This is a genomic window from Modestobacter sp. SYSU DS0511, from assembly GCF_054050755.1.
This window is the reverse complement of sequence record NZ_JBJGZY010000036.1, coordinates 1-23,644: the sequence shown is the minus strand read 5'-3', so window position 1 is coordinate 23,644 and position 23,644 is coordinate 1. Positions and strand designations below refer to the sequence as shown.

The window sequence follows — 23,644 nt, the reverse complement described above, 5'->3', positions numbered from 1 at the left end:
GTGAGGTCGGCGGGGGTCATCGGGGGTCCTCGATCGGGTGGCCGGCGACGATCAGCTGCCGGCACGCCGGACGGCTGCGGGTGGCGAGCACCGCGGACAGGGGCTGCTCGGTAGCCCACAGCGCCAGGTCCGCCGGCGCGCCGACCGCCAGCGGCCCCTCCGGGTGCTCGGCGCGCGCGGCCACCCAGCCGCCGTGGGTGGCGGCGTCGAAGGCGTCGAAGGGGCGCATGCCCGAGCCGGGGGTGGTGTGGTCGACCGCAGCGTGCACCCCGCCCCACGGGTCCATCGGCGTCACCGGGGCGTCGCTGCCGAGGGCGACCGGGACGTCGCCGTCGACCAGGTCGGCCAGCGGGTTGGTCGCCGCCGCCCGGGCGACCCCGAGCCGCTCGGCGTACATGCCCGTGGGCCCGCCCCACAGCGCGTCGAACGCGGACTGCACGCTGGCCACCATCCCCCAGCGGCGCAGCTGGTCGATCGCGTCGGGGTCCACCATCTCCAGGTGCTCCAGCCGGTGGCGGCAGGCCCGGACGGCGTCGCGCCCCAGCTCCTCGACGACGGCGCCGACGGCGGTGAGCACCTGGGCCACCGCGGCGTCGCCGATCACGTGGAAGCCGGCCTGCACCGATGCCCTCGTGCAGGCCCGCAGGTGCTCGACCAGCTGGCCGGTCTCGAAGCGCAGCGCCCCGGTCGTCTCCGGGCGGTCGGTGTACGGGCTGCTCAGCGCGGCGGTGTGCGAGCCGAACGCCCCGTCGCAGAACAGGTCGCCGCCGGCACCGGCCAGGCCGAGCTCGGCGACGACGTCGAGGCCGCCGCGTTCGAACAGCTCACCCCAGTACCCGAGCACCCGCGGCCCGGGCTGCTCGGCGGCCAGCTGCAGCAGCCCGGACAGGTCGTCGGCGCCGGAGACCTCCGGGCCGGCCATCTCGTGCACCGTCCCGATGCCCAGCGCCGCGGCCGCGTCCAGGGTGGCGCGCTGGGCGGTGCGCCGCTGCACCGGGTCGACCGAGCCGTAGGCGAGCCGGCGAGCGGCGTGGTGCGCGTCCAGCCGCAGCCGGCCGTCCGCGGAGAAGCCGGGCAGCTCGGTGACCCGCGGGAGGCGGTCGAGCAGGGCGGTGGAGACCGTCGCCGAGTGGACGTCGATCCGGGCCAGGTACGCGGGCCGGTCCCCGACCACGGCGTCCAGGTCGTGCCGGGTGAGCCCGCGCCCCTCGGGCCAGGCCGTCTCGTCCCAGCCGGTGCCCAGCACCACGCCGGTGGGGGCCGCCGCGGCGTGCGCGGTGACCCGGGCCAGCGCCGAGCGCAGGCTGTCGGCGCCGGCGAGGTCGAGCCCGGTGAGCGCCAGCCCGGTGGCGGTGGCGTGCACGTGGGCGTCGACGAACGCCGGGGTGAGCAGCGCTCCCCCGCCGTCCAGGGCGAGGTCCGCCCGCGGGGCGTCGGCAGCGTCGCCCAGCCACGCGATGCGGCCGTCGACGACGTGCACCGCCCGGCCCGGACGGTCGCCCACGGTCACACCGGTCACCAGCAGGTTCACCGGGCCACTCGCGGGTCGATCAGCGCCCGGACCCCCGGCGTGCGCCGGTACAGGTCGATCGCCAGGGCCGCGTGCCCCGGCGTGTAGCCGTTGCCCACCAGCATCGTCACGTCTGCCGCCATCCCCTCAGCTCCCAGGGCCGCCGCCGAGAAGGACGTGGCCATGGAGAAGAAGACCACGGTGCCGCCGTCGGCCGTCGCGAGGACCGCCCCGTGCTCGGCGCCGGGGACGTCGACGCACACGACGGTGACGTCGACCGGCTTCCCCACCGCGGCCGCCACCGCCAGTGGATCGGTGGCGTCGGCGACGACCACCTCGTCGGCCAGGCCGGCCGCGCGCAGCGCCGCGGCCTCGGTGCCGTCCCGGACGACGCCCACCAGGCGGCCCGCCCGGGCATCGCGCGCCGCGGCCAGGCTCAGGCAACCGGACTTGCCGGCCGCGCCGAGGACGGCGACCGACGGGCGGTGCCCGGCACGGTGCACGACCCGCTCGGTGGCGGCCGGCGCCCCGCAGACGTCCAGCACCGCCAGCGCGACCTGCTGCGGCACGTCGTCGGGGAGGACGGCGGCGATCGAGCGGGCGAAGAGGATCGCCGTCCCCTCGGCCGGCACCTGCTCGCCGCGCCCGTCCCAGCGGGCAAGCCCGTCGGTGATCCGCAGCGGGGTCAGCGTCAGCGACACCAGCGTGGCCACCGGGTCACCGGGCACCAGGCCCAGCGGTGACCGGTCACCGACCTCCTCGACGACGCCGACCAGCATCCCGCCGGAGCCGGTGACCGGGTTGTGCATCTTCCCCCGGGCCTCGACGATGCCCAGCACCGCGGCCCGGACGGCGTTCCCGTCGCCGCCGTGGGCCTCGGACAGCTGGCGGAACGAGGCGGCGTCGAGGTTGAGCCGGGAGACCGCGATGCGCACCTCGTCCGGGCCGACCCGCGGATCCGGGTCGAGCCGGGTGGCCGCCTGCGGCAGCACGCCGGGCGGGTCGAGCACCCGGTGGACGCCCAGGGCGCGGGGCAACGAGTCGGTCGCCATCGGCACCCACCCCTTCGCTCGTCGGCGCTGACTGCCGGAGAACCTACCGTGAAACCCGCTACATGCCGAAGGACTTCCCGTATGGTCGCTGCACGGAGTCGCCAGGGGGCCTGAGGGTGCCCCGCGGAGGACGGAGCAGCGGTGCGGGAGCAGCCCTACGAGTACGTCGCCCGGGAGCTCGTCGAGCCGGACTGGCGCCGGCTGCCCGGCTTCGCCGACGTGACCGAGGCCGAGTGGCGCAGCGCCCAGTGGCAGCGTGCGCACTGCGTGAAGAACGTGCGGCAGCTGCGCGGGGTGTACGGAGAGCTGCTCGACGACTCCTTCTACGCCGACGTCGAGGCCGACCAGGCCGGGCGGGCGACCATGTCCCTGCTGCTGCCGCCGCAGGTGCTCAACACCATGGTGCCGACGGAGGAGCCCACCACCGCGGCGATGCTGGCCGACCCGGTGCGCGGCTACATGCTCCCGGTGGCCTCCGACCGGCTCGCCGGCGACGACGCCAGCCACCCGTACGCCTCGCGCGACTCGCTGCACGAGCACGAGATGTGGGCGGTCGAGGGGCTCACCCACCGCTACCCGACCAAGGTGCTCGCCGAGCTGCTGTCGACCTGCCCGCAGTACTGCGGGCACTGCACCCGGATGGACCTGGTGGGCAACTCGACCCCCGCCGTCCCGAAGCTCAGGTTCGAGCTCAAGCCGGTCGACCGGCAGGGCGCGATGCTGCAGTACCTGCGCGAGACCCCCGGGGTGCGCGACGTCGTCGTCTCCGGTGGCGACGTGGCCAACCTGCCGTTCAAGAACCTGGAGGCGTTCGTCGCCGGGCTGCTGGAGATCGAGTCGGTGCGCGACGTCCGGCTGGCCTCGAAGGCGCTGATGGGGCTCCCGCAGCACTGGCTGCAGGGCGAGGTGGTCGACGGGATGGGCCGGCTGGCCGCCACCGCCCGAGCCCGCGGCGTCTCGCTGGCGGTGCACACCCACGTCAACGCCGCCCAGTCGGTGACCCCGCTGGTCGCCGAGGCCGCGCGGACCCTGCTGGCCGCCGGGGTGCGCGACGTGCGCAACCAGGGCGTGCTGCTCGCCGGCGTCAACGACACCGCCGGGCAGCTGCTGGACCTCTGCTTCGCCCTGCTCGACGGCGCCTCGATCACGCCCTACTACTTCTACATGTGCGACATGATCCCCAGCGCCGAGCACTGGCGGGTCTCCCTCGCGCACGCCCAGACGCTGCAGCACGACCTGATGGGCTACCTGCCCGGCTTCGCCACGCCGCGGATCGTCTGCGACGTGCCCTACGTCGGGAAGCGCTGGGTGCACCAGGTCGCCGAGTACGACCGCGAGCGCGGCATCAGCTGGTGGACGAAGAACTACCGCACCGGCATCGAGCGTGCCGACGCCGCTGCGCTGGACCGCCGGCACGCCTACTACGACCCGGTGCACACCCTGCCGCCGTCGGGGCGGGCGTGGTGGGCCGCGCAGCGCACCGGCGCCCTCTCCCCGGTGGGCTGAGCCCGGGATCAGGTGACCTGATCATGCGTGCTCCTGGCTCACTGTGGGAGGTGAGCCAGGAGCACGTGCGGTGAGCCAGGACGGGCATCGGGGTGGGCGGGGCCCGCGGCCGGGCCGGAGCCAGCCGAGCGTTTCCGGTCGGGACGACGGCGGTAGCCAGGACCGGTGGACCTGTTGTGCACCGACCGGCTGCGGCTGCGCGCCTGGACGACGGACGAGGCCGATCTCGCCCGGCTGGCCGACCTGTACAGCCGGGAGGAGGTGACCCGCTGGCTCGGCGGCCCGCCCACGGTGGCACCGGCCGAGCTGGTGCAGCGCTGGGAGCTGGTGCACCAGCTGGACGCCCGGCACGGGTGCTGGGCGATCGAACCCCGCGACGGCGGCGCGGTCGCCGGCACGGTGCTGCTCAAGCCGCTGCCCAACGGGGTGGGCGAGGTGGAGGTCGGCTGGCACCTGCACCCGGACAGCTGGGGCTGCGGTTACGCCACCGAGGCCGCCCGCGCCGTCGTCGACCGGGCGTTCGGCGAGGGGCTGGCCGAGGTGTACGCGGTGGTGCGGCCGGACAACACCCGCTCACTGGCCGTCTGCGACCGGCTGGGCATGGTGCCGCTGGGCCGCACGCGCCGCTGGTACGGCACCGAGGTCGAGGCGTTCCGGCTCAGCGCCCCGGAGGAGTGAGCGACCGGTGGAGTGGTTCAGCGATCCCGATGCCTGGCTCAGCCGGCTGGTCGTCACCCGGGGCGTGGCGGTGGTCTACCTGCTCGCGTTCGTCGCGGCGCTGCGCCAGGGGCCGGCGCTGCTGGGCACGCACGGGCTGACCCCGGTCCCCCGCTTCCTCCGGCACGCCTCGTTCCGCCGCGCGCCCAGTCTCTTCCACTGGCGTTGGTCCGACGGGTTGTTCGCCGGCGTCTGCTGGGCGGGCATCGCCCTGTCGCTCGCCGTCCTGACCGGGCTGGCCGACCGGCTGCCGGTGGCGGGCTGGATGGCGCTGTGGCTGGCCCTCTGGGGGCTGTACCTGTCGATCGTCAACGTCGGCCAGATCTGGTACGGCTTCGGCTGGGAGACGCTGCTGCTGGAGACCGGCTTCCTGATGGTCTTCCTCGGTCCGGCGCACGTCGCGCCGCCGACGCTGGTGCTGTGGCTGCTGGCCTGGCTGCTGTTCCGGCTGGAGTTCGGCGCCGGCCTGATCAAGCTGCGCGGTGACCGCTGCTGGCGCGACCTGACCTGCCTGGACTTCCACCACGAGACCCAGCCGATGCCCGGCCCGCTGAGCTGGTGGTTCCACCGGTTGCCGCCGCGGCTGCACCGGGTGGAGACGCTGGCCAACCACGTCACCCAGCTCGTGGTCGTGTTCGGGCTGCTCGCGCCGCAGCCGGTCGCGAGCGCCGCCGCGCTCGTCGTCGTGATCACCCAGGGCTACCTGGTGATCAGCGGGAACTTCGCCTGGCTCAACTGGCTGACCCTGGTGCTCGCCCTCGGGCTGATCGACGGCAGCTGGTACGCCGCCGTGCTGCCGGTCGACCCGCCGGCGCAGCTGGACTCCCCTCCCTGGTTCGCCGCCGTCTCGATCGCGCTGACGGTGCTGGTCGCCGTGCTCAGCGTCGCGCCGGTGCGCAACCTGCTGTCCCGGCAGCAGCGGATGAACACCAGCTTCGACCCGCTGCGGCTGGTCAACAGCTACGGCGCCTTCGGGTCGGTCACCCGGGTGCGCCGGGAGCTGGTGGTGGAGGCGACCGACGAGCCGGGGCCGGACGCCGTCTGGCGGGAGTACGAGTTCCGGGGCAAGCCCGGCGACCCGTACCGTCGGCCCCCGCAGTGGGCGCCGTACCACCTGCGGCTGGACTGGCTGATGTGGTTCGTCGCCCTCTCCCCCGCCTACGGCCGCAGCTGGCTGACCGCGTTCCTCGGCAAACTGCTGGACGCCGACCCGGCCACGCTCCGGCTGCTCCGCTCGGCACCGTTCGGGGACCGGCCGCCGGCCGCCGTCCGGGTGCTGGTCTACCGCTACCGGTTCACCACCCGCGCGGAGCGGCGGGAGTCCGGCGCCTTCTGGCACCGCACCTACGAACGGGAGCTCGTGCCCCCGGTGACGCGGGCGGAGCTGGGGCCGGTGCGCTGACTCAGCGACCGCGGCGGGCCAGCCGGCGGCGCAGACGGGCCACCGGGTGCGGCGTCCTCGGCTTGGCCCGGCTACCCCCGGCGTGGGAGGTGTCCAGCGCCGCGGCCTGCTCCGGCGTCGGTGCCGAGCCGCCGAGGTGGGCCGGTAGCCACCAGCGGTCGTCGTCGCCGGCGGGCTGGTCGGGGTAGGTGCGCTGGGCCTCGGCCAGCAGCTCCTCCATCGCTGCCCGGGTGCGTCGCAGCACGGCCTGCGCCTTCTCCCCCGGCTCGGGGACGATGGGCTCGCCGACGACCACCGTCACCGCCACCCCGCGCGTGAACACCACCTTGTGCCCCTTGGTGGCGATCCGCTGCCCGCCCCACACGGCGGCCGGCAGGATCGGCACGCCGGCGTCCAGCGCCATCCGCGCGGCGCCGGCCTTCAGGTCCTTGACGGTGAACGAGCTGCTGATCGTCGCCTCGGGGAAGACGCCGACGACCTGGCCGTCCTTGAGCGCCCGCACCGCGGAGTCGAACGCCGCGGCGCCGGCCTTGCGGTCGACCGGGATGTGCTGCATGGCCCGCATGAACGGACCGGCGAACCAGTGCTCGAACACCGAGGCCTTCGCCATGAACCGGACCAGGCGGTGCTGCGGCAGCGCCGCCAGCCCCAGGAAGGTGAAGTCGAGGTAGCTGACGTGGTTGCTGCACACGATCGCGCCGCCGGAGGTGGGCACGTGCTCGCTGCCCCGGACGTCGAAGCGGAAGCCGAAGAGCCGGAACACGACCAGCGCCATCCGGATGACGAACCGGTAGGGCCGGTCGCGCCGGTCCGGACGAGGCCCGAAGAGGTCGCGACGGACGATGTCGCCCCAGCTGGCGGTGTACATGAGCGGACCCTAACCAACGGTCCCGTAGGTCGGCCCGCTCACCCGACGTGGGTGGCCGCCACCGCCTCCCGGACGACGGCGGCGAGGTCCCCGGTCTCGGCGAACACCGACCGCTGCTGGTGCGCGCCGGTACCCCGGCTGAGCAGCTCGGCGAGGCCCTCCTCGACCTGCTCGAGGTCGCCGGCGTCGTCCAGCGCGGGGCGGACGTGCGCCAGCAGCGCGTCGAGCACCTCGCCGGAGGGCGCAGGTCGACCCGACCGGGGGTCGACGAGGACGTCGTCCAGGCCGGACCGCGCGGCCCGCCAGGCGGCGACGCGGATCAGCTCGGTGGGGACGTCGGGGGCGGGCACCCCGGCCCGCCACTGGCGGGCGGCGGTCTCCACGAGGGCCCGCACGAGCCCGGCGTGCAGGACGGCGTCGGCCACCCGCAGCACCACGTCGGCGATCCGCACCTCGACCGTGGGCCAGGACGCCGACAGCCGGGCGTCGAAGTAGACCATCCCCTCGTCCAGGACGGTGCCGGTGGCGGTGAGGTCGGCCACGAGCCGGTGGTAGGCCTCGGGCGTGCCGAACCGCCCGGTGGGGCCGGCGGAGGGCCAGCGGTTCCAGACCTGGGAGCGGAAGCTCGCGTACCCGGTGTCCCGGCCGCCCCAGAACGGGGAGTTGCTGGTCAGCGCGGTCAGCACCGGCAGCCAGACGCGGATCCGGTCGAGGACGGCGACGCCCTCCTCGTCGTCGGACACCGACACGTGCACGTGGCAGCCGCAGGTCAGCACCTCCTCGGCGGTGAGGCCGAACGCCTCGATCATCCGGGTGTACCGGCGGCCCGGGGTGGCCACCGGCTGCACCGGCACCGGCGAGGTGGCCAGGGCCGCCACCCGTGCGCCCACCGCCGCGGCGGCGGCATCGGCCCGGGACCGCCACCAGGCGAGCTCGGCGGTCACCTCGTCCAGGTCCCGGCAGACCCGGGTGCCCAGCTCGATCTGCTGCTCCTTCAGCTCGGGCACGAGATGCGCCTCGGGTGTCCCGTCGTCGTCCTCCCGCTCGGCGCGGTCGTGGTCCTGGACGGTCTCCCCCTCTCCGCGGCGCGCGGCGGCCTCCAACGCCTCGGGGCCCAGCGGCACGGGAGTGCCCGACTCGGCGACGACCAGCAGTTCTTCCTCGACTCCCACCGTGCGCACGTCGCCATGATCACCGGTGCACCGTTTGCGGCGCCCATCGAGACGGTGGTCGACTGCCGCCCGGTTCGTCGAGGCGAAGGCGCCCGGAGGGCGCCGTGATCACGGTCTCGGCAGGTGACCACAATTTGATCATGTGAAGTTGTTGGGGATAACGGTAGAGTCCGGGCATGTCCGGTCGGTGGCAGCCTCCGCTGCCGCACATGCCCACCCCGCCCGCCGAGCGCGCCTGGCAACGGCTGGCCGTGCCCCGGGGGTACGAGTCGCAGTGGCGCCGGCTGGTCGAGGCCGCGCTGGAGCTCGACCTGGGGCCGGACGACCTCGCCGCCGGAGGGTTCGAGGAGCTCGCCGCCGCGCGGGAGTGGAAGCCGGCGACCGTCACGCTCTACAGCAAGGTCGCGCGCTACGGCGGGCTGGACCTGCCGCTCCCCTCCACCCCCGAGCCGGATCCGCCGGTGCTGGACCTGCGGCCGCTCACCCAGCTGCGCAGCGACGACCCCGAGCACCTGCGCACCGTGGCGTGGTGCGCGCTGGCTCTGCAGTGGCCGGCGACGGTGAGCCAGTTCCGGTCACTGCGGCGGGACCAGGTCGACGTGTCCGGGCGCGGGCTGCGGATCCGCACCGACGACGGCGACTGGACCGTCCGCGGCGCCACCCAGGCCTGGACGGCGTGGGAGGCGTCCCGGAACCGCTTCCCGACCCTGGCCGCCAGCCCGTGGGTGCTGCCGGCGCTGCGCCGGGGGCCGGGCGTGGACAGCCACGTCGGTGGTCGGCTGTCCACCCAGGCGTTGCAGACGACGTTCGCCAAGCACGCGGCCAACACCGGGCGACACCTGCAGGCCACCGCGCTCCCCCGCCACCGGGACGCGGTCGATGCCCTGGCCGCGGTCTACCTGACGCTCTCCTACGACTCCTACCGCCGGCTGGCGCTGGCCGCCGGTGCACCGCCGGTCGCCACCCGGGGCACGGTGCGGGCGCTGCGCAGCGTGCACCGGACGAGCCGGCTGGCCGGCTGACGCCGCTCAGCAGAGCGCCAGCTGCTCGGGCTCGGCGGCCGGCTCCCGGTCCGCGCTCGCTGCGCGGCCCGGCAGGCTGCCGGCAGGGAAACCGGCCGACTCGTCGCCGGGCAGGCCGCTCGTCGAACCGGTCCCCAGGCCCCGGGCCGTACCACCGCTCTGCCGGTCCAGGCCGTACCGCGCGAGCAGCGGCGCGACCCGGCCGGCGAGCCAGGTGCGGTACTCGGCGGGCACGTAGGCGCCCCGGCCGTAGAGCTGCCGGTAGCGCGGCACGAGGGTCGGGTGCTCCCGGGTCAGCCAGGCGGTGAACCACTCCCGGGCGCCGGGGCGCAGGTGCAGCGGCAGGACGGTGACTCCGGTGGCGCCGGCGTCGGCGATGGCCGCGATCGCCGCCTCGAGGTGGTCGATCCGGTCGGTGAGCCCGGGCAGCACCGGGGCGAGGAACACCCCGCAGGGCAGCCCGGCGTCGGTGATCGCCCGGACCAGGTCCAGCCGCGCCCGCGGGGTGGGGACGCCGGGCTCCAGTGACCGGTGCAGGTCGTCGTCCCAGATGGCCATCGACACGCCCATGCCGATCGGCACGTCCTGGGCCGCGGCGGTCAGCAACGGCACATCGCGCCGGGCCAGTGTGCCCTTGGTTAGCACCGAGAACGGCGTGCCGGACGACGCCAGGGCGCTGATGATCCCGGGCATCAGCCGGTAGCGGCCCTCGGCCCGCTGGTACGGGTCGGTGTTCGTGCCCAGCGCCACGTGCTCCCGCTGCCAGGACGGACGGGCGAGCTCCCGGCGCAGCACCTCGGCGATGTTGGTCTTGACCACGATCTGCTGGTCGAAGTCGGCACCGGAATCGAGTTCCAGCCACTCGTGCGTCGATCGTGCGAAGCAGTAGGTGCACGCATGGGAGCAGCCCCGGTAGGGGTTGATCGTGTGCCCGAACGGCATCGCCGAGCCCTTCGGCACGGCGTTGAGCGCGCTCTTGGCCCGCACCTCGTGGAAGGTCAGCCCGGGGAACTCCGGCACCTGCACCCGGCGCAGCAGGCCGCGCACGGTGGGCAGCCCGGGCAGCGTCGTCGGCTCGTCGAGGTCGAGCTTCTGGGCGTCCCACCGCATGCCGACCATCCGAACACACGTTCGAAACGGTGTCCAGTGGGACGCGGCCTCAGATCGGCGGGCGCTTCTCGTAGGCGGTGGAGAGCACGACCGTCGTCCGGGTGGTGACGTTGGCCGCGGCCCGGATCTCCTGCAGCAGCACCTCCAGCGCGTCGGGTGAGGCCACCCGCACCTTGAGGATGTAGCTCTCCACGCCGGCGACCGAGTGGCACTCCTCGATGGCGCTGAGGTGCGCGAGCCGGGCCGGGGCGTCGTCGGGCTGGGCGGCCTCGATCGGGGTGATCGACACGAAGGCGGTCAGCGGCAGCCCCAGGGACTTCGCGTCCAGGTGCGCGCCGTACCCGGTGATCAGCCCGCGCTGCTCCAGCCGCCGCACCCGCTGGTGCACCGCGGAGACCGACAGCCCCACCCGCTCGGCGAGGTCGGTGTAGCTGGCCCGGCCGTCGCGGGCCAGCGCCGACAGCAGCGCCCGGTCGACGTCGGGCGCGGGGCCGGGGTCAGCCGGGGAGTTCGACGAGCTCACGGGGGCCCTCGTTCAGCGTGCGGACGCCGTCGTCGGTGCAGACCACGATGTCCTCGATCCGGGCGCCGCAGCGCCCGGCCAGGTAGATGCCGGGCTCGACGGAGAACGCCATGCCCGGCTCCAGCGGCAGGTCGTTGCCGGCGACGACGTAGGGCGCCTCGTGGGTGTCCAGCCCGATCCCGTGCCCGGTGCGGTGGATGAACTGCTCGCCCCAGCCCGCCTCGGTGATGACGTCGCGGGCCACCGCGTCGATCTGCTCGCAGGTCACGCCCGGTCGCACCGCGGCCGTCGCGGCCTCCTGCGCGCGCTGGAGCACGGCGTACCACTCGGCGGTCTCGGCGTCGGCCGAGCCGCCCACCACGTAGGTGCGGGTGCAGTCCGACCGGTAGCCGGTGGCGGTCTCCCCGCCGATGTCGACCACCACCAGGTCGCCGGCCTGCACCACCCGGTCGGAGAGCTCGTGGTGCGGGCTGGCCCCGTTCGGCCCGGAGCCGACGATGGTGAAGTCGACCCCGACGTGCCCCTCGGCCAGGATCGCCGCGGCGATGTCGGCCCCCACGGCGGCCTCGGTGCGCCCGACCCGCAGCCACTCCCCCATCCGGGCGTGCACCCGGTCGATCGCGGCACCGGCCAGCGCCAGCTCCTCGACCTCGGCCGGGGTCTTCACCATCCGCAGTCGGTCGACCACCGGGGCGGCCAGCTCCAGCGTCGAGCCGGGCAGCGCCCGCTGGATGCCCAGCGCGTGCTCGGCCCAGGTGCGGTTGCCCACCGCCACCCGCTGCGGCGCGGACCCCAGCCGCCCGGTGAGGGCGTCGGCCAGCCGGGCGAAGGGGTCGTCGGTCTCGTCCCAGGCCAGCACCTCCAGGCCGAGCGAGCCGGCCGGGGACGCCTGGACCATCGGGGCCTCCAGCCGGGGCACGACCAGCAGCGGCTCGCCCCGGCGGGGCACGGCCAGGGCGGTCAGCCGCTCCATGGCGTGCGCGTCGTACCCGCAGAGGTAGCGCAGGTCCGAGCCCGGCGTGACCACGACGACGTCGATGCCGACCTCGTCGGCGACCGCGCGGGCGGCGCGCGCCCGGTCGATGGAGACCAGCGGGGAACGGGGAACGGATCCGGACACCTCGGCAGACTAACCACGGCCACCGACGTGATCCGCCGTCGTCACCAGGCCGTTACCGTCGCGCCCGTGACGACGATGCTGCTGGACGCCGCCAGCCTCTACTTCCGCGCGTTCTACGGCGTCCCCACGTCGGTGACCTCCCCCGACGGGCGGCCGGTGAACGCGGTGCGCGGGTTCCTGGACATGACCGCCCGGTTGGTGGTGGCCCACCGGCCGCAGCGGCTGATCGCCTGCTGGGACGACGACTGGCGGCCGGCGTTCCGGGTGGCCGCCGTCCCCTCCTACAAGGCGCACCGGGTGGCGCCGGAGGGCGGGGAGGAGACCCCGGACGAGCTGGCGCCGCAGGTGCCGGTGCTGGTCGAGGTGCTCGCGGCCGCCGGGCTGGCCCGGGTGGGTGCTCCGGGGTACGAGGCCGACGACGTCATCGGCACGCTCGCCGCCCGCGCGCCGGGCCCGGTCGACGTCGTGACCGGTGACCGCGACCTCTTCCAGCTGGTCGACGACGCCCGCGGCGTGCGGGTGCTGTACACCAACCGCGGGATCACCGACCTGGAGTTCGTCGACGAGGCCGCGGTGGCGGCGAAGTACGGCATCCCGGGACGCGCCTACGCCGACTTCGCGGTGCTGCGCGGCGACCCGAGCGACGGCCTGCCCGGGGTCTCCGGGGTGGGCGCGAAGACGGCCGCCGCGCTGATCAACGAGTACGGATCCCTCGCCGGGATCCGGGCGGCCGCCGCCCGCACCGTCGTCCCGAGGGCGCCGCTCACCGCTGCGGTGCTGAAGAAGCTCACCGCCGCCGCCGACTACCTCGACGCCGCGCCCGCGGTGGTCGCCGTCGTCACCTCGATCGACCTGCCCCCGGTGAGCGGTGACCTGCCGTCCCGCCCGGCCGACCCGGCCGCGCTCGCGGTGCTCGCCGAGCGGCACGGGCTGGAGTCCTCGGTCCGCCGGCTGGGCGCCGCCCTGGGCTGGCCGGACGACGCGCTGGGCTGAGCCGGGTCAGCTGGCCGCCTCACCCGTCTGACCAGGTGTAGTCGCCGTCGGCGCCGGTGACCTCGATGGTGACCGTCACCTCGTGACCGTCACCGGTGGTCCCGGCGCATGCGTAGGTCCCGCCCTCGGCCACCGGCATCGGTTCCTCGCAGCGCAGCTCCAGCGGGACACCACGCAGCTCCTCGTACTGCTCGGCGACGTCCCGCTCGACCGCGTCGGGGTCGAGCCGGGTCGAGCCGAACCCGGGCGTCACCAGCACCACCAGGGCGAACAGGGCAACGCCGAGCACGGCGAGCACCCCCCGGCGTGGGCGGCGGGGCGGGGCCGGCGGTGCGCCCCAGCCGACCGGCGGCCCGTGGCCGGTCTGCCCGTACGGGGGCTGGCCGGAGGCAGGCGGTGCCCACTGCGGCGGGGGTGCCCACTGCGGAACGGGTGCGTACTGCGGTGACCCGGGGCGGCCCGGCTGCCCGTACGGCGGCAGGCGGGCCGGCTGGCCCGACGGTGGTCCCCAGCCGCCCTGCCCGCCCCAGCCGCGCTGACCGCCCCCACCGCCGTGCCCGCCCCAGCCGGGCGCCGCGGGGCGCGGGTGGGAGCCGGGCTCGGGCGGTCCCTGCGGTGGCTGGCTCATCGTGGCTCCTCCATCGAGGGGGGCGGCGGCTGGGATCCTGCCCGACTGCCTGGGCGCCGCGGCGGTCAGCCCGTGACGGCGACCGCCACGACCCCGCGCCGCACCCGGCCGACGGCGGACCGGGCCACCCCGGCCAGCGGCTCGTCGGCGACCTTGGCCAGCTGGTCGAGCAGGTCGATGAGCTGGCGGGCCCAGCGGACGAAGTCCCCGCCGGAGAGCTCGGTGCCGGCCTGCTCGGCGCCGGCGAGCACCCGGTCCAGGGACTGCCCGTCGGCCCACCGGAAGGCCGCCCAGACGAAGCCCAGGTCGAGGTCGCGGGTGGCCGGCACGCCGTGCTCGGTCTCCACGTCGAACAGGCGGGCGCGCACGCGGCGCATCTCGGCCAGTGCGCCGGCGACCTTGCCGGCCGGCACCGAGGGGGTGGCCGGGCTCTCCCGACGGGCCTCGAACACCAACGCCGAGACACAGGCGGCGAGCTCGGCGGGGGTCAGGCCGCGGAACGCCCCCGCGCGCAGGCACTCGGCGGTGAGCAGGTCGGTCTCGGTCCACAGCCGGGCCAGCTGCCGGCCGGCGTCGGTCACCCGGTCGGGCTCCCCCTGCTCAGCGGTGGGCGCCTCGGGCACCAGGTAGCCCAGTTCGGTGAGGACGTCGCAGGTGCGGTCGAACTGGCGGATCAGCGAGCCGGTGCGCTCGGCCATCTGCCGGTGCAGCCGTTCGGCGTCCCGCACCTCGCGCAACCAGCGGTCGGCGGCGCGCACCCGCTCCTCCCGGTCGGGGAGCCCGTGCACGGGGTGCGCGCGCAGGGCGTGCCGCAGGTCGGTGAGCACCGGGTCGTCGTCGGCGGCCGAGCGGCCCTTGGTGCGGCGCGCACCCAGCCCGTTCTCCGACCGCGCGTTCCGCAGCGTGGAGGCGAGGTCGCGGCGGGCGTGCGGGCTGCGGTGGTTGAAGTTCTTCGGCACCTTGACCCGGGCCAGCGCGCTGACCGGGCTGGGGAAGTCGACCGCGGCCAGGCGACCGGCCCAGCGGTCCTCGGTGAGCACCAGGGGACGGGGGTCGGCGAGCTCGGTGACGCCCGGGTCGAGCACCACGGCGAGGCCCTGGCGGCGCCCGGACGGCACCCGGATGACGTCGCCGGGGCGCAGTGCCTCCAGCGACTCCGCGGCCTCGAGCCGGCGGCGGGCCTGGGTGTCGCGGGACAGCGCCTTCTCCCGCTCGGAGATCTCCATCCGCAGCTTGGCGTAGCCGGCGACGTCCAGGGCGGCGTTGGTGAGCCCGCCGCTCATCTCCCGCTGCAGCTGGGCCGCCGTCTCCTCGTGCCGGGCGGCCGACCGGGCCAGCCCGACCACCGAGCGGTCGGCCTGGAACTGGGCGAAGGACGAGCCGAGCAGCTCCCTCGCCCGCGCCCGGCCCAGCGTGCCGACCAGGTTGACCGCCATGTTGTAGCTGGGCCGGAAGGAGGACTTGAGCGGGTAGGTGCGGGTGCTGGCCAGCCCCGCGACGGCCGCCGGGTCGACGCCGGGGGCCCAGACCACCACCGCGTGGCCCTCGATGTCGATCCCGCGCCGTCCTGCGCGGCCGGTGAGCTGGGTGTACTCCCCCGGCGTGACGTCGACGTGCGCCTCGCCGTTCCACTTCACCAGCCGCTCGAGGACGACGGTGCGCGCGGGCATGTTGATGCCCAGCGCGAGGGTCTCGGTGGCGAACACGGCCTTGACCAGGCCGCGGACGAAGCACTCCTCGACGGTCTCCTTGAACGCCGGCACCAGCCCGGCGTGGTGGGCGGCGAACCCGGCCAGCAGCCCCTCCCGCCACTCCCAGAAGCCCAGGACGTGCAGGTCCTCCTCGGGAAGCGACCCGGTGCGCCGGTCGATGACCTCGGCGATCGCCGACCGTTCGACCTCGTCGGTCAGCCGCATGCCCGAGGCCAGGCACTGGTGGACGGCGGCGTCGCAGCCGTTGCGGCTGAACACGAAGGTGATCGCCGGCAGGAGCCCGGCGCGGTCCAGCCGCTCGACGACCTCGGGCCGCGACGGCGGCCGGAAGCGCGGTTTGTGGCTGAACCCGCCCCGGGAGCCGCCCCCGCCGCCGGAGAAGGAGTCGTACCGGCGCTCCTGCTCGTGCACGAAGCGGACCAGCTCCGGGTCCACGACGGCCCGGCCGCGCTCGCGGGTCGACTGCCCGCGCGGGGTCTGCTCCCATTCCCCCGCGTGCGCGGCGGGGCGCAGCGCGAACAGGTCGAAGACCCGCCCCCCGACCAGCATGTGCTGCCACAGCGGGATCGGGCGCACCTCGCTGACCACCACGGCGGTGTCCCCGCGGACGCTGACCAGCCAGTCGGCGAACTCCTCCGCGTTGCTCACCGTCGCCGACAGCGAGACCAGCCGGACGTGTTCGGGGAGGTGGATGATCACCTCCTCCCATACCGCGCCGCGGAACCGGTCGGCGAGGTAGTGCACCTCGTCCATGACCACGTAGCCGAGGTCGGTGAGCGCCGGGGAGTCGACGTAGAGCATGTTGCGCAGCACCTCGGTGGTCATCACCACGATCGGTGCGTCGCCGTTGATGGCGTTGTCGCCGGTCAGCAGGCCGACCCGCGCCGACCCGTACCGGTCGACGAGGTCGTTGTACTTCTGGTTGGACAGCGCCTTGATCGGGGTGGTGTAGAAGGCCTTGCGGCCCTCCTTCAGCGCCTTGTGGACGGCGAACTCCCCGACCACGGTCTTGCCGGCGCCGGTGGGCGCGCAGACCAGCACACCGGAGCCGCGCTCGAGCGCCTCGCACGCCTCGACCTGGAAGGGGTCCAGGCTGAAGCCGAGCTCGGCGGTGAAGTCGGCGAGGGTGGGGTGCGCGTTACGTCGGCGGGCAGCCGCGTACCGCTCGGCCGGGCTGGACATGCCCTCCACAGTAAGGACCTTCCTGCCCCCCGCCACTCGCAGCTCGCAGACGGACTCCTGCGGGAAGGCCGTCAGGTCAGTGGCGTTCGACCGGCTCCGGCTCGTCGAGGGTGCCCGGCGTGGTGTCCAGCGCGCTGGGAGCGGTGTCCAGCGCGGAGGGGCCGCCGACGAACGGGGACGCCTCGTCGTCGTCGATCCCGGCCAGACCGGCGGCCGCCGCCTTCTTCGCCCGCCGGCGATCGACGAAGCGGGCGATCTGGATGGCGATCTCGAACAGCACGATCATCGGCCCGGCCATCAGGAGCATGGTGAACGGGTCCTGGGTGGGCGTGATGAACGCGGCGAAGACGATGGTGAGGAAGAAGATCCAGCGCCGGCCCTTGGACAGCGTCTCGTGGCTGAGGACGCCGACGAGGTTCAGCGCGACCGCGAACAGCGGCACCTCGAAGCTGACCCCGAAGGCGATCAGCAGCGAGAGCGCGAAGCCGATGTAGTCCTGCGCGGTCAGCATGACGATCGTGCCGCTGCCGGCCAGGCTGAGCAGCAGCTCCAGGCCCTTGGACAGCGAGATGTACGCCAGCGCCACCCCGAGGGCGAACAGCGTCGAGGAAATGGCGACGAAGCCGGAACCCCAGGCCTTCTCGTTCTTCTTCAGCCCCGGGGTGACGAACGCCCACAGCTGGTAGAGCCAGAACGGCGCGGAGAGGACGGCACCGACCAGGAAGCTGACCTTGAGCCGGATGAAGACACCGCCGAGCACGTTGGTGATCAGCAGGCCGCACTCCTGCTCGCTGCCGCCCTCGAACCTCAGGTCGGTCGGCAGGCCGCAGTACGGCGCGCGGATGAAGTCGCCCAGCCCGTGCTCGTACCACCAGAAGGCCACCGCGGTGCCGACCAGCAGGGCCAGCAGCGCCTTCGCGACCCGGTTGCGCAGCTCGCGGAGGTGGCCGATGAGGGACATCGTCGCCGCGGCGTCCCGAGGGGGACGCCGCGGGCGACGATCACGCGTTCGCCCTGCCAGGGTCACGGGCGGGTGCTCCGGACGTGCGGGAGGTCAGCGGCCGTCGGCGGCGGTCGACGCGCGGGCCTGCTCGGCGCGGGCACGCGCCTCCGCGGCCCGGGCCTCGGCGGCGCGGAGCTCCGCCTCGTAGTCGGTGGCCGCGGGGGTGACCGGCGTCGGGGGGACGATCTCGCCGCGGACCGGCGTGGTCTTGGCCTCGTCCTTGGTGCGGACGTCGTCGTCCTTCATGCCCTTCATCTCGCTCTTGAAGATGCGCATCGAGCGCCCCATCGAGCGGGAGGCCTCCGGCAGCTTCTTGTAGCCGAAGAGCAGCAGGACGGCCAGGATGATCAGGCCGATCTCCATCGGGCCGAGGTTCATCGGGTCCTCCGAGTGGTCGTGGTGGCGCTGACTCTACGCCGGGGAGACGGCCGGACAGCCCCTCGGCGAGGGTGTGCAGCCGCCGTCCACCTGTTGTTCAGCGAGCCGTCGGCGCCGGGTCCGGCGTGCCCGCGGCGCGCTGGGCGGCGGCCCGGTCGAGGGTGGCCTGGACCTCGGCGAGGACCGGGCGCACCTCGCCGTCGAGCCGGCGCAGCTCGCGGGTGAGCCGGCCCAGCGCACCGAACAGGCTGTAGGCGATGCTGCCGAGCACCACGACGGCCAGGACGGCGACGACGATCCAGACGATCAGCAGCACGCCACGACCATAACGGGGACGGCCAGGCGCGCGCTGTGCGCCTGGCAGGGAACTGCTGTCGGTCAGTCCGCCGTCGGCGGGTCCGCGTAGCGGGCCAGGGCGGCCCGGGCCTCGGCGGCCACCTGACGGGCCAGCCCGGCCGGCTCGTCGACGAGCGCGGCGCCGCCGAGGGAGGCGACCAGGCGCCGTGCCCAGCCCAGGTCCGACGTCCGCACCGCGACCGCCAGCCCGCCGGGCGGGTCGTCGACCTCGGACTGCTCCTCGACCGGGTAGTAGTCGGCGACCCAGCGGGCGGCGCGGGCCAGCCGGAGACGGACGAGCGGCTCCTCGCCGCTGGGCTGGTAGAGGCCGGACTCGAGGTCGCGCTCGTGGGCCTGCGGCGGTGGGGCGGCCGGGGAGTCGAGCACGGTGACGTCGTCGATGCGGTCGAGCCGGAACAGCCGCACGCCCTCGACGTTGCGGCACCAGGCCTCCAGGTACCAGTGGCCGTCGACGAGCAGCAGGCGCATGGGGTCGACGACCCGGTCGGTGCGCTCGTCGCGGCTGGGCACGTAGTAGCGCAGGTGCAGGGCCCGCCGGCGCTCCAGCCCCTGCCGGACGACGGCGAGGGACTCCTCCCCCGCGCCCACGCTGACCGCGACCGGTGCGGCGAGCTCGGCGGGCTGTCCAGCGGCGGTGGCGACCTTGGCCAGGGCGCGGCTGACCGCCTCGCCCTCGGCGAGCCCGGGCAGCTCCAGCAGGGTCCGCAGCGCGACGATCAGCGCGACCGCCTCGTCGGTGGTCAGCCGCAGCGGGCGCACCATGCCGGCGGTGAAGGTGACCCGCACCCGGTCGCCCTCGAACGCCAGGTCGATCAGGTCGCCCGGGCCGTGGCCGGGCAGCCCGCAGACCCACAGCAGGTCCAGGTCGCGACGCAGCTGGGCCTCGGGCACGCCGAAGTCCGCGGCGGCGTCGGCCAGCCGGACGCCGTCCGGCCGGGCCTGCAGGTAGGGCACCAGGGCCAGCAGGCGGGTCATCCGCTCGGCGGTGCTCGGCGCGGTCATGCGGGGCCCCCGAGCGCGGCCAGCCGGGTGAGCCGCTCGACGACCGCCTCGCGCATCCGGGGTGGGGACTCGACGAGCACGTCGGCACCGTAGGCGGCGAGCTGGTCGGCGAGCGCCCACGGCTCGGTCGTGCGCAGCTCCAACCGGTCGTCCCCGTCCTCGGCGGTGCCCACCACCGTCGCGTGCCGGCGCAGGCCGATCGCCGTCCCCGGGCGGGCCCGGACGACGACGACCTGTTCCTCGCGCTGCTCGGAGCCGGCCACCACCGACGCCAGGTCCAGGTCCGCGGGCGGGGCGAAGGCCCCCGCGGGGCCGCTGGCCTTCGGGGTGCCGACGACGCGGGAGAGCCGGAAGACCCGGGGGGCCTGCCGGTCCAGGTCGTGCCCCACCAGGTACCAGCGACCGTGCCAGGCGACCACGCCCCAGGGCTGCACCCGGCGGCGGGTCGGGCGCTGCTCGTCGGGACGGCGGTAGTCGAAGGTCAGCACCCGGCGGTCGCGGGCCGCGGCGTAGCAGGGCTCGAACGCCGGCTCCCCGGCGTCCAGGCGCGGCTGGATGGGCAGCACCCGGCCCGGGTCGACGTCGACACCGGCGGCCCGCAGCTTCACCAGCGCGCTCTGGGCCGCGCCGGCCAGCTGGGCGGACTGCCAGAGCCGCAGGGCCAGGCCGACCGCGGCGGCCTCCTCGCCGGTGAGGGTGATCTCGGGCAGCTCGTAGTCGGCCCGGGCGATGCGGTAGCCGTCCTCGGTGTCGAAGGCGCTGGTGCGGCCGGTCTCCAGCGGGACGCCGATCTCGCGCAACTCCGCCTTGTCCCGCTCGAACATCCGCTTGAACGCCTCGTCGGCGCGGTCGGTGCCGTCGTCGGGCTCGTAGCCGGGCACGGTCTCCCGGATCCTGGCCGCCGACACGTACTGCCGGGTGCCGAGCAGGGCGATGACCAGGTTCACCAGTCGTTCCGCCCGCTTGGCTGCCACGTCGCACAGGTTACGGCTCCGGCTGCCCGCGGCTCGCCCGCTGGTTAGCCTGCGACGGTGACGACTCCCCCCTCCCCTGCCCCGGCCTCCCGGATCCGCTGGCGACGCGGGCGGGTCACCGAGCTGGGCCGGTCCTGGCGCGACGCGCAGGAGATGACCGTCAAGGTGTTCGACGACGGCGCGATCCGGGCGCTCGCGCACCCCTCGCTCGTGGGCACTCCCGAGGTGGGCGACGAGGTGCTGCTGAACACCACGGCGTGGGCGCAGAAGCTGGGCACCGGCGGGTACGCGCTGGTCGTCGCCGTGCCCGACCGGCTGCCGGCCGACCCCACCGGTCCGGGGCACCTGGTCAAGGGCCGGTACACGCCGCTGCAGGTGACCGTGCAGGGCGTCGACGAGCAGGAGACCGAGCACCACGAGGTCCTCGCCGCCGCCGAGGACCTCGGTGGCATGCCGGTCGTGGTGGCCGACCTGCACTCGGCGCTGCCGGCCGTGCTCGCCGGCGTGCACGTCACCGACCCGGCGTTGCGGGTGGCCTACGTGATGACCGACGGCGGGGCGCTGCCCGCGGCGTTCTCCCGGACGCTGGACGCGCTGGCCGGGTCGCTGGCCGGGGTGGTCACCGTGGGACAGGCGTTCGGCGGTGACCTGGAGGCGGTGACCGTGCACACCGGGCTGCTCGCCGCGCGGCACGTGCTGCAGGCCGACGTCACCGTGGTGGCGCAGGGCCCGGGCAACCTGGGCACCGGGACGCCGTGGGGCTTCTCCGGGGTCGCCGCCGGGGAGGCGTGCAACGCCGTGCACGTGCTGGGCGGGCAGACCATCGGGGCGCTGCGCATCTCCGAGGCCGACCCCCGGCCCCGGCACTGCGGCGTGTCCCACCACTCGCTGACCGCGTTCGGCCGGGTGGCGATGGGCGGGGTGACCCTGGTGGCGCCCCGTGGCATCGGGTCGGAGCTGGGCAAGCAGGTCGAGGAGGACCTCGCCGGGCAGCCCGAGCGGAACGTGGTCGAGTGGGTCGACACCGAGGGGCTGGACGATGCGCTGGCCGGCTCGCCGGTGACCCTGTCCACGATGGGCCGCGGCGTCGCCGAGGACCGCGCCTACTTCTTGGCCGCGGCCGCCGCCGGCCGGTTCGCCGCGCAGCTGGCCCTGTTCGGCGCCCCGCCGGCCTGACCCGCGCCGTCAGCGCCAGCGCCGGAAGCCGCCCTCGGCGTCGATGGTCTGGCCGGTGACCGAGGTGGCGTCCGAGCCGGTGAGCCAGGCGACGACGGCGGCGGCCTCGGTGGGCTGTTCCACCGCCCGCGCGGCATCGACCGGGCCACCTGCTCGGCGAGCTGCGGACCGGCCCAGCCGGTGTCGGTGGGGCCGGGGTTGACGCAGTGGACGGTGACGCCGGCGTCGGCGAGCTCGTCGGCCAGGCTGAGCGTCATCTGCTGGACCGCACCCTTGCTCACCGCACGGGGCAGCTCGGTGGGCATCGGACCGCGGTGCTGGCCGGAGGTGAACAGCACGACCGAGCCCGGGCCGGCGGCCGGGTCGTACTGGGCGGCGAACGACTGCACCAGCAGCAGGGTGGCCCGGGTGTTGACGGCGAAGGAGAGGTCGAGCTCGGCGGCCGTGACGTCGGCCAGCCGGCCCTGGGCGCTGCGGGCGTGGTTGGCCACCAGCGTGCTCAGCGGCCCCACCATCTCCCGGGCCCTGGCCACCAGCGCGGCGGGGGCGGCCGGGTCGGCGAGGTCGGCGGGCACGTGCGGTGGGTTGCCGAGCTCGGCCAGGACGGCGGCGAGGTCGTCGGCGCCCCAGGGCTGGCCGGCGTCGTGCGGCGACCAGGAGGAGACGACGACCCGGTCACCGCGGTCGAGCAGCCGGCGGGCGATGGCGAACCCGATGCCGGCGCGACGGCTGACCCCGGTGACGAGAGCGGTGGGTACCCGCGCAGTGTGGCCGCGTCCAGAGGCTCGCCCCGAGCGTGCGAGGGATGAGGAGGACGGGGCCCTTCCTCACATGCTGGAGATGAGCTTCTCCACCCGCTCGTCGACGAACTTGAACGGGTCCTTGCACAGCACGGTGCGCTGCGCCTGGTCGTTGAGCTTGAGGTGCACCCAGTCGACGGTGAAGTCGCGGCGCTTCTCCTGCGCCCGCCGGATGAACTCACCGCGCAGCTTGGCCCGGGTGGTCTGCGGCGGCACGTTCTTCGCCTCGAAGATCAGCGGGTCGTGCGCCACCCGCTCCACCTGACCGGCCCTCTCCAGCAGGTAGTACAGGCCCCGGCCGCGGCGGATGTCGTGGTAGGCGAGGTCGAGCTGGGACACCCTCGGGCTGGACAGCGGCAGGTCGTGCTTGGCCCGGTAGCGCTCGATGAGCCGGTACTTGCTGGCCCAGTCGATCTCCCGGTCGATGAGCCCGAGGTCGCCGGTGTCGACCGCCTTGAGGGTGCGCCCCCACAGCTCGAGCATCTGCCGGTGCACGGGGCCGAGGCCCTCCCGGTCGACGAACTCCGCGGCCCGGTCGTGGTACTCGGTCTGGATCTCCAGCGCCGACATCTCCCGGCCGTTGGCCAGCCGGACCTTGCGCCGTCCGGTCATGTCGTGGCTGATCTCGCGGATCGCCCGGATCGGGTTCTCCAGCGTCATGTCCCGGACGGCCACGCCCTGCTCGATCATCCGCAGCACCAGGTCGGTGATGGCGACCTTGAGCAGCGTGGTCGTCTCGTTCATGTTCGAGTCGCCGACGATGACGTGCAGCCGGCGGTACTTCTCGGCGTCGGCATGCGGCTCGTCGCGGGTGTTGATGATCGGCCGGGAGCGGGTGGTGGCGCTGGAGACGCCCTCCCAGATGTGCTCGGCGCGCTGGCTGACGCAGTAGACGGCGCCGCGCGGGGTGTGCAGCACCTTGCCGGCGCCGACCACCATCTGCCGGCTGACCAGGAACGGGATGAGGACGTCGGCGAGCCGGCCGAACTCGCCGTGCCGGCCGACGAGGTAGTTCTCGTGGCAGCCGTAGCTGTTGCCGGCGGAGTCGGTGTTGTTCTTGAACAGGTAGATGTCGCCGGTGACGCCCTCTTCCTTGAGGCGCTGCTCGGCGTCGACCATCAGCCCTTCGAGGATCCGCTCGCCGGCCTTGTCGTGGACGACGAGCTCGGTGAGGTCGTCGCACTCGGCGGTGGCGTACTCGGGGTGGCTGCCCACGTCGAGGTAGAGGCGGGACCCGTTGCGGAGGAAGACGTTGGAGCTGCGCCCCCAGGAGACCACCCGGCGGAACAGGTACCGGGCGACCTCATCCGGGGAGAGCCGGCGCTGACCCCGGAAGGTGCAGGTGACGCCGTACTCGGTCTCGATGCCGAAGATCCGTCGTTCCACCTCACCGAGCCTATGCCGCCGCGGCGCGCTCGGCTCGTGTGCCGAGCGCGC

The 23,644-nt window shown here is 74.7% G+C and carries 21 protein-coding genes and 1 pseudogene; 6 read left to right on the top strand and 16 right to left on the bottom strand.

Features of this window, described 5'->3' with window-relative positions:
- Positions 1–16 precede the first annotated feature (16 nt).
- Together ACI783_RS16050 and kdd are read right to left on the bottom strand one after the other, a co-directional pair.
- Positions 17–1,531, bottom strand: coding sequence for an amidohydrolase (locus ACI783_RS16050; protein WP_457141368.1), 1,515 nt, complete (start codon positions 1,529–1,531; stop codon positions 17–19).
- Positions 1,528–2,562: an L-erythro-3,5-diaminohexanoate dehydrogenase gene (kdd, locus tag ACI783_RS16045; RefSeq protein WP_457141367.1), complete on the bottom strand. Its 1,035-nt coding sequence runs from the start codon at positions 2,560–2,562 to the stop codon at positions 1,528–1,530. Before kdd ends, ACI783_RS16050 begins: the two co-directional genes overlap by 4 nt.
- Positions 2,563–2,703: 141 nt before the next feature.
- Between kdd and ACI783_RS16040 the strand changes: the two genes are divergently transcribed.
- The 3 genes from ACI783_RS16040 (at position 2,704) to ACI783_RS16030 (ending at position 6,187) form a co-directional block, all read left to right on the top strand.
- Entirely contained in the window at positions 2,704–4,068 is a 1,365-nt protein-coding gene (locus ACI783_RS16040; protein ID WP_457141366.1) for a KamA family radical SAM protein, read from the top strand.
- Between the two features lie 165 nt (positions 4,069–4,233).
- Positions 4,234–4,746, top strand: a complete 513-nt coding sequence (locus tag ACI783_RS16035; protein WP_457141365.1) for a GNAT family N-acetyltransferase — start codon at positions 4,234–4,236, stop codon at positions 4,744–4,746.
- Between the two features lie 7 nt (positions 4,747–4,753).
- Complete coding sequence (locus ACI783_RS16030) at positions 4,754–6,187, top strand: lipase maturation factor family protein (protein ID WP_457141364.1); 1,434 nt, start codon at positions 4,754–4,756, stop codon at positions 6,185–6,187.
- A 1-nt stretch (position 6,188) separates the two neighbouring features.
- Here the strand turns inward: ACI783_RS16030 and ACI783_RS16025 are convergent, their stop codons facing one another.
- Positions 6,189–7,055 carry a lysophospholipid acyltransferase family protein gene (locus ACI783_RS16025; RefSeq protein WP_457141363.1) on the bottom strand — a complete coding sequence of 289 codons (867 nt, stop codon included), beginning with the start codon at positions 7,053–7,055 and terminating at the stop codon, positions 6,189–6,191.
- Positions 7,056–7,093: 38 nt separating this feature from the next.
- Entirely contained in the window at positions 7,094–8,236 is a 1,143-nt protein-coding gene (locus tag ACI783_RS16020; protein ID WP_457141362.1) for a glutamate--cysteine ligase, read from the bottom strand.
- Between the two features lie 200 nt (positions 8,237–8,436).
- On the opposite strand from ACI783_RS16020, the gene ACI783_RS16015 reads away from it, so the two are divergent.
- A complete protein-coding gene (locus ACI783_RS16015) occupies positions 8,437–9,249 on the top strand; it encodes a hypothetical protein (protein ID WP_457141361.1) in 813 nt (270 codons plus the stop codon).
- Positions 9,250–9,255: 6 nt separating this feature from the next.
- On the opposite strand, the gene ACI783_RS16010 is transcribed toward ACI783_RS16015, so the two are convergent.
- Genes ACI783_RS16010 through ACI783_RS16000 form a run of 3 tightly spaced genes read right to left on the bottom strand, consistent with a single transcriptional unit; the run spans position 9,256 to position 12,002 of the window.
- Positions 9,256–10,368 carry an Rv2578c family radical SAM protein gene (locus tag ACI783_RS16010; protein WP_457141360.1) on the bottom strand — a complete coding sequence of 371 codons (1,113 nt, stop codon included), beginning with the start codon at positions 10,366–10,368 and terminating at the stop codon, positions 9,256–9,258.
- 40 nt (positions 10,369–10,408) lie between these two features.
- Positions 10,409–10,882, bottom strand: a complete 474-nt coding sequence (locus ACI783_RS16005; protein WP_457141359.1) for an Lrp/AsnC family transcriptional regulator — start codon at positions 10,880–10,882, stop codon at positions 10,409–10,411.
- A complete protein-coding gene (locus ACI783_RS16000; RefSeq protein WP_457141358.1) occupies positions 10,857–12,002 on the bottom strand; it encodes a M24 family metallopeptidase in 1,146 nt (381 codons plus the stop codon). The genes ACI783_RS16005 and ACI783_RS16000 overlap by 26 nt, the downstream gene beginning before the upstream one ends.
- 75 nt (positions 12,003–12,077) lie before the next feature.
- Between ACI783_RS16000 and ACI783_RS15995 the strand changes: the two genes are divergently transcribed.
- Positions 12,078–12,995 carry a 5'-3' exonuclease gene (locus tag ACI783_RS15995; protein ID WP_457141382.1) on the top strand — a complete coding sequence of 306 codons (918 nt, stop codon included), beginning with the start codon at positions 12,078–12,080 and terminating at the stop codon, positions 12,993–12,995.
- A 19-nt stretch (positions 12,996–13,014) separates the two neighbouring features.
- On the opposite strand, the gene ACI783_RS15990 is transcribed toward ACI783_RS15995, so the two are convergent.
- From ACI783_RS15990 to ACI783_RS15960, 7 genes are all read right to left on the bottom strand, one after another.
- Positions 13,015–13,623, bottom strand: coding sequence for a DUF4333 domain-containing protein (locus tag ACI783_RS15990; protein WP_457141357.1), 609 nt, complete (start codon positions 13,621–13,623; stop codon positions 13,015–13,017).
- A gap of 65 nt (positions 13,624–13,688) precedes the next feature.
- The gene (locus tag ACI783_RS15985; protein ID WP_457141356.1) at positions 13,689–16,517 is read right to left on the bottom strand and encodes a DEAD/DEAH box helicase; all 2,829 of its coding nucleotides are present in this window, start codon (positions 16,515–16,517) and stop codon (positions 13,689–13,691) included.
- A 76-nt stretch (positions 16,518–16,593) separates the two neighbouring features.
- Positions 16,594–17,478, bottom strand: coding sequence for a twin-arginine translocase subunit TatC (tatC, locus tag ACI783_RS15980; protein WP_457141355.1), 885 nt, complete (start codon positions 17,476–17,478; stop codon positions 16,594–16,596).
- A 93-nt stretch (positions 17,479–17,571) separates the two neighbouring features.
- Complete coding sequence (gene tatA / locus ACI783_RS15975) at positions 17,572–17,898, bottom strand: Sec-independent protein translocase subunit TatA (protein WP_457141354.1); 327 nt, start codon at positions 17,896–17,898, stop codon at positions 17,572–17,574.
- A 97-nt stretch (positions 17,899–17,995) separates the two neighbouring features.
- A complete protein-coding gene (locus ACI783_RS15970) occupies positions 17,996–18,214 on the bottom strand; it encodes a hypothetical protein (RefSeq protein ID WP_457141353.1) in 219 nt (72 codons plus the stop codon).
- A gap of 62 nt (positions 18,215–18,276) precedes the next feature.
- Positions 18,277–19,257, bottom strand: a complete 981-nt coding sequence (locus ACI783_RS15965; RefSeq protein ID WP_457141352.1) for a helix-turn-helix transcriptional regulator — start codon at positions 19,255–19,257, stop codon at positions 18,277–18,279.
- Positions 19,254–20,231, bottom strand: coding sequence for a helix-turn-helix transcriptional regulator (locus ACI783_RS15960; protein ID WP_457141351.1), 978 nt, complete (start codon positions 20,229–20,231; stop codon positions 19,254–19,256). Before ACI783_RS15960 ends, ACI783_RS15965 begins: the two co-directional genes overlap by 4 nt.
- Before the next feature lie 57 nt (positions 20,232–20,288).
- On the opposite strand from ACI783_RS15960, the gene ACI783_RS15955 reads away from it, so the two are divergent.
- Positions 20,289–21,407, top strand: coding sequence for a DUF3866 family protein (locus ACI783_RS15955; protein WP_457141350.1), 1,119 nt, complete (start codon positions 20,289–20,291; stop codon positions 21,405–21,407).
- Here the strand turns inward: ACI783_RS15955 and ACI783_RS15950 are convergent.
- Together ACI783_RS15950 and pafA are read right to left on the bottom strand one after the other, a co-directional pair.
- Positions 21,335–22,147, bottom strand: a pseudogene (locus tag ACI783_RS15950) (SDR family oxidoreductase); the annotation flags it as partial. The gene ACI783_RS15955 and the pseudogene ACI783_RS15950 overlap by 73 nt on opposite strands.
- An 87-nt stretch (positions 22,148–22,234) precedes the next feature.
- Positions 22,235–23,593 carry a Pup--protein ligase gene (pafA, locus tag ACI783_RS15945; protein ID WP_457141349.1) on the bottom strand — a complete coding sequence of 453 codons (1,359 nt, stop codon included), beginning with the start codon at positions 23,591–23,593 and terminating at the stop codon, positions 22,235–22,237.
- Positions 23,594–23,644: the final 51 nt, after the last annotated feature.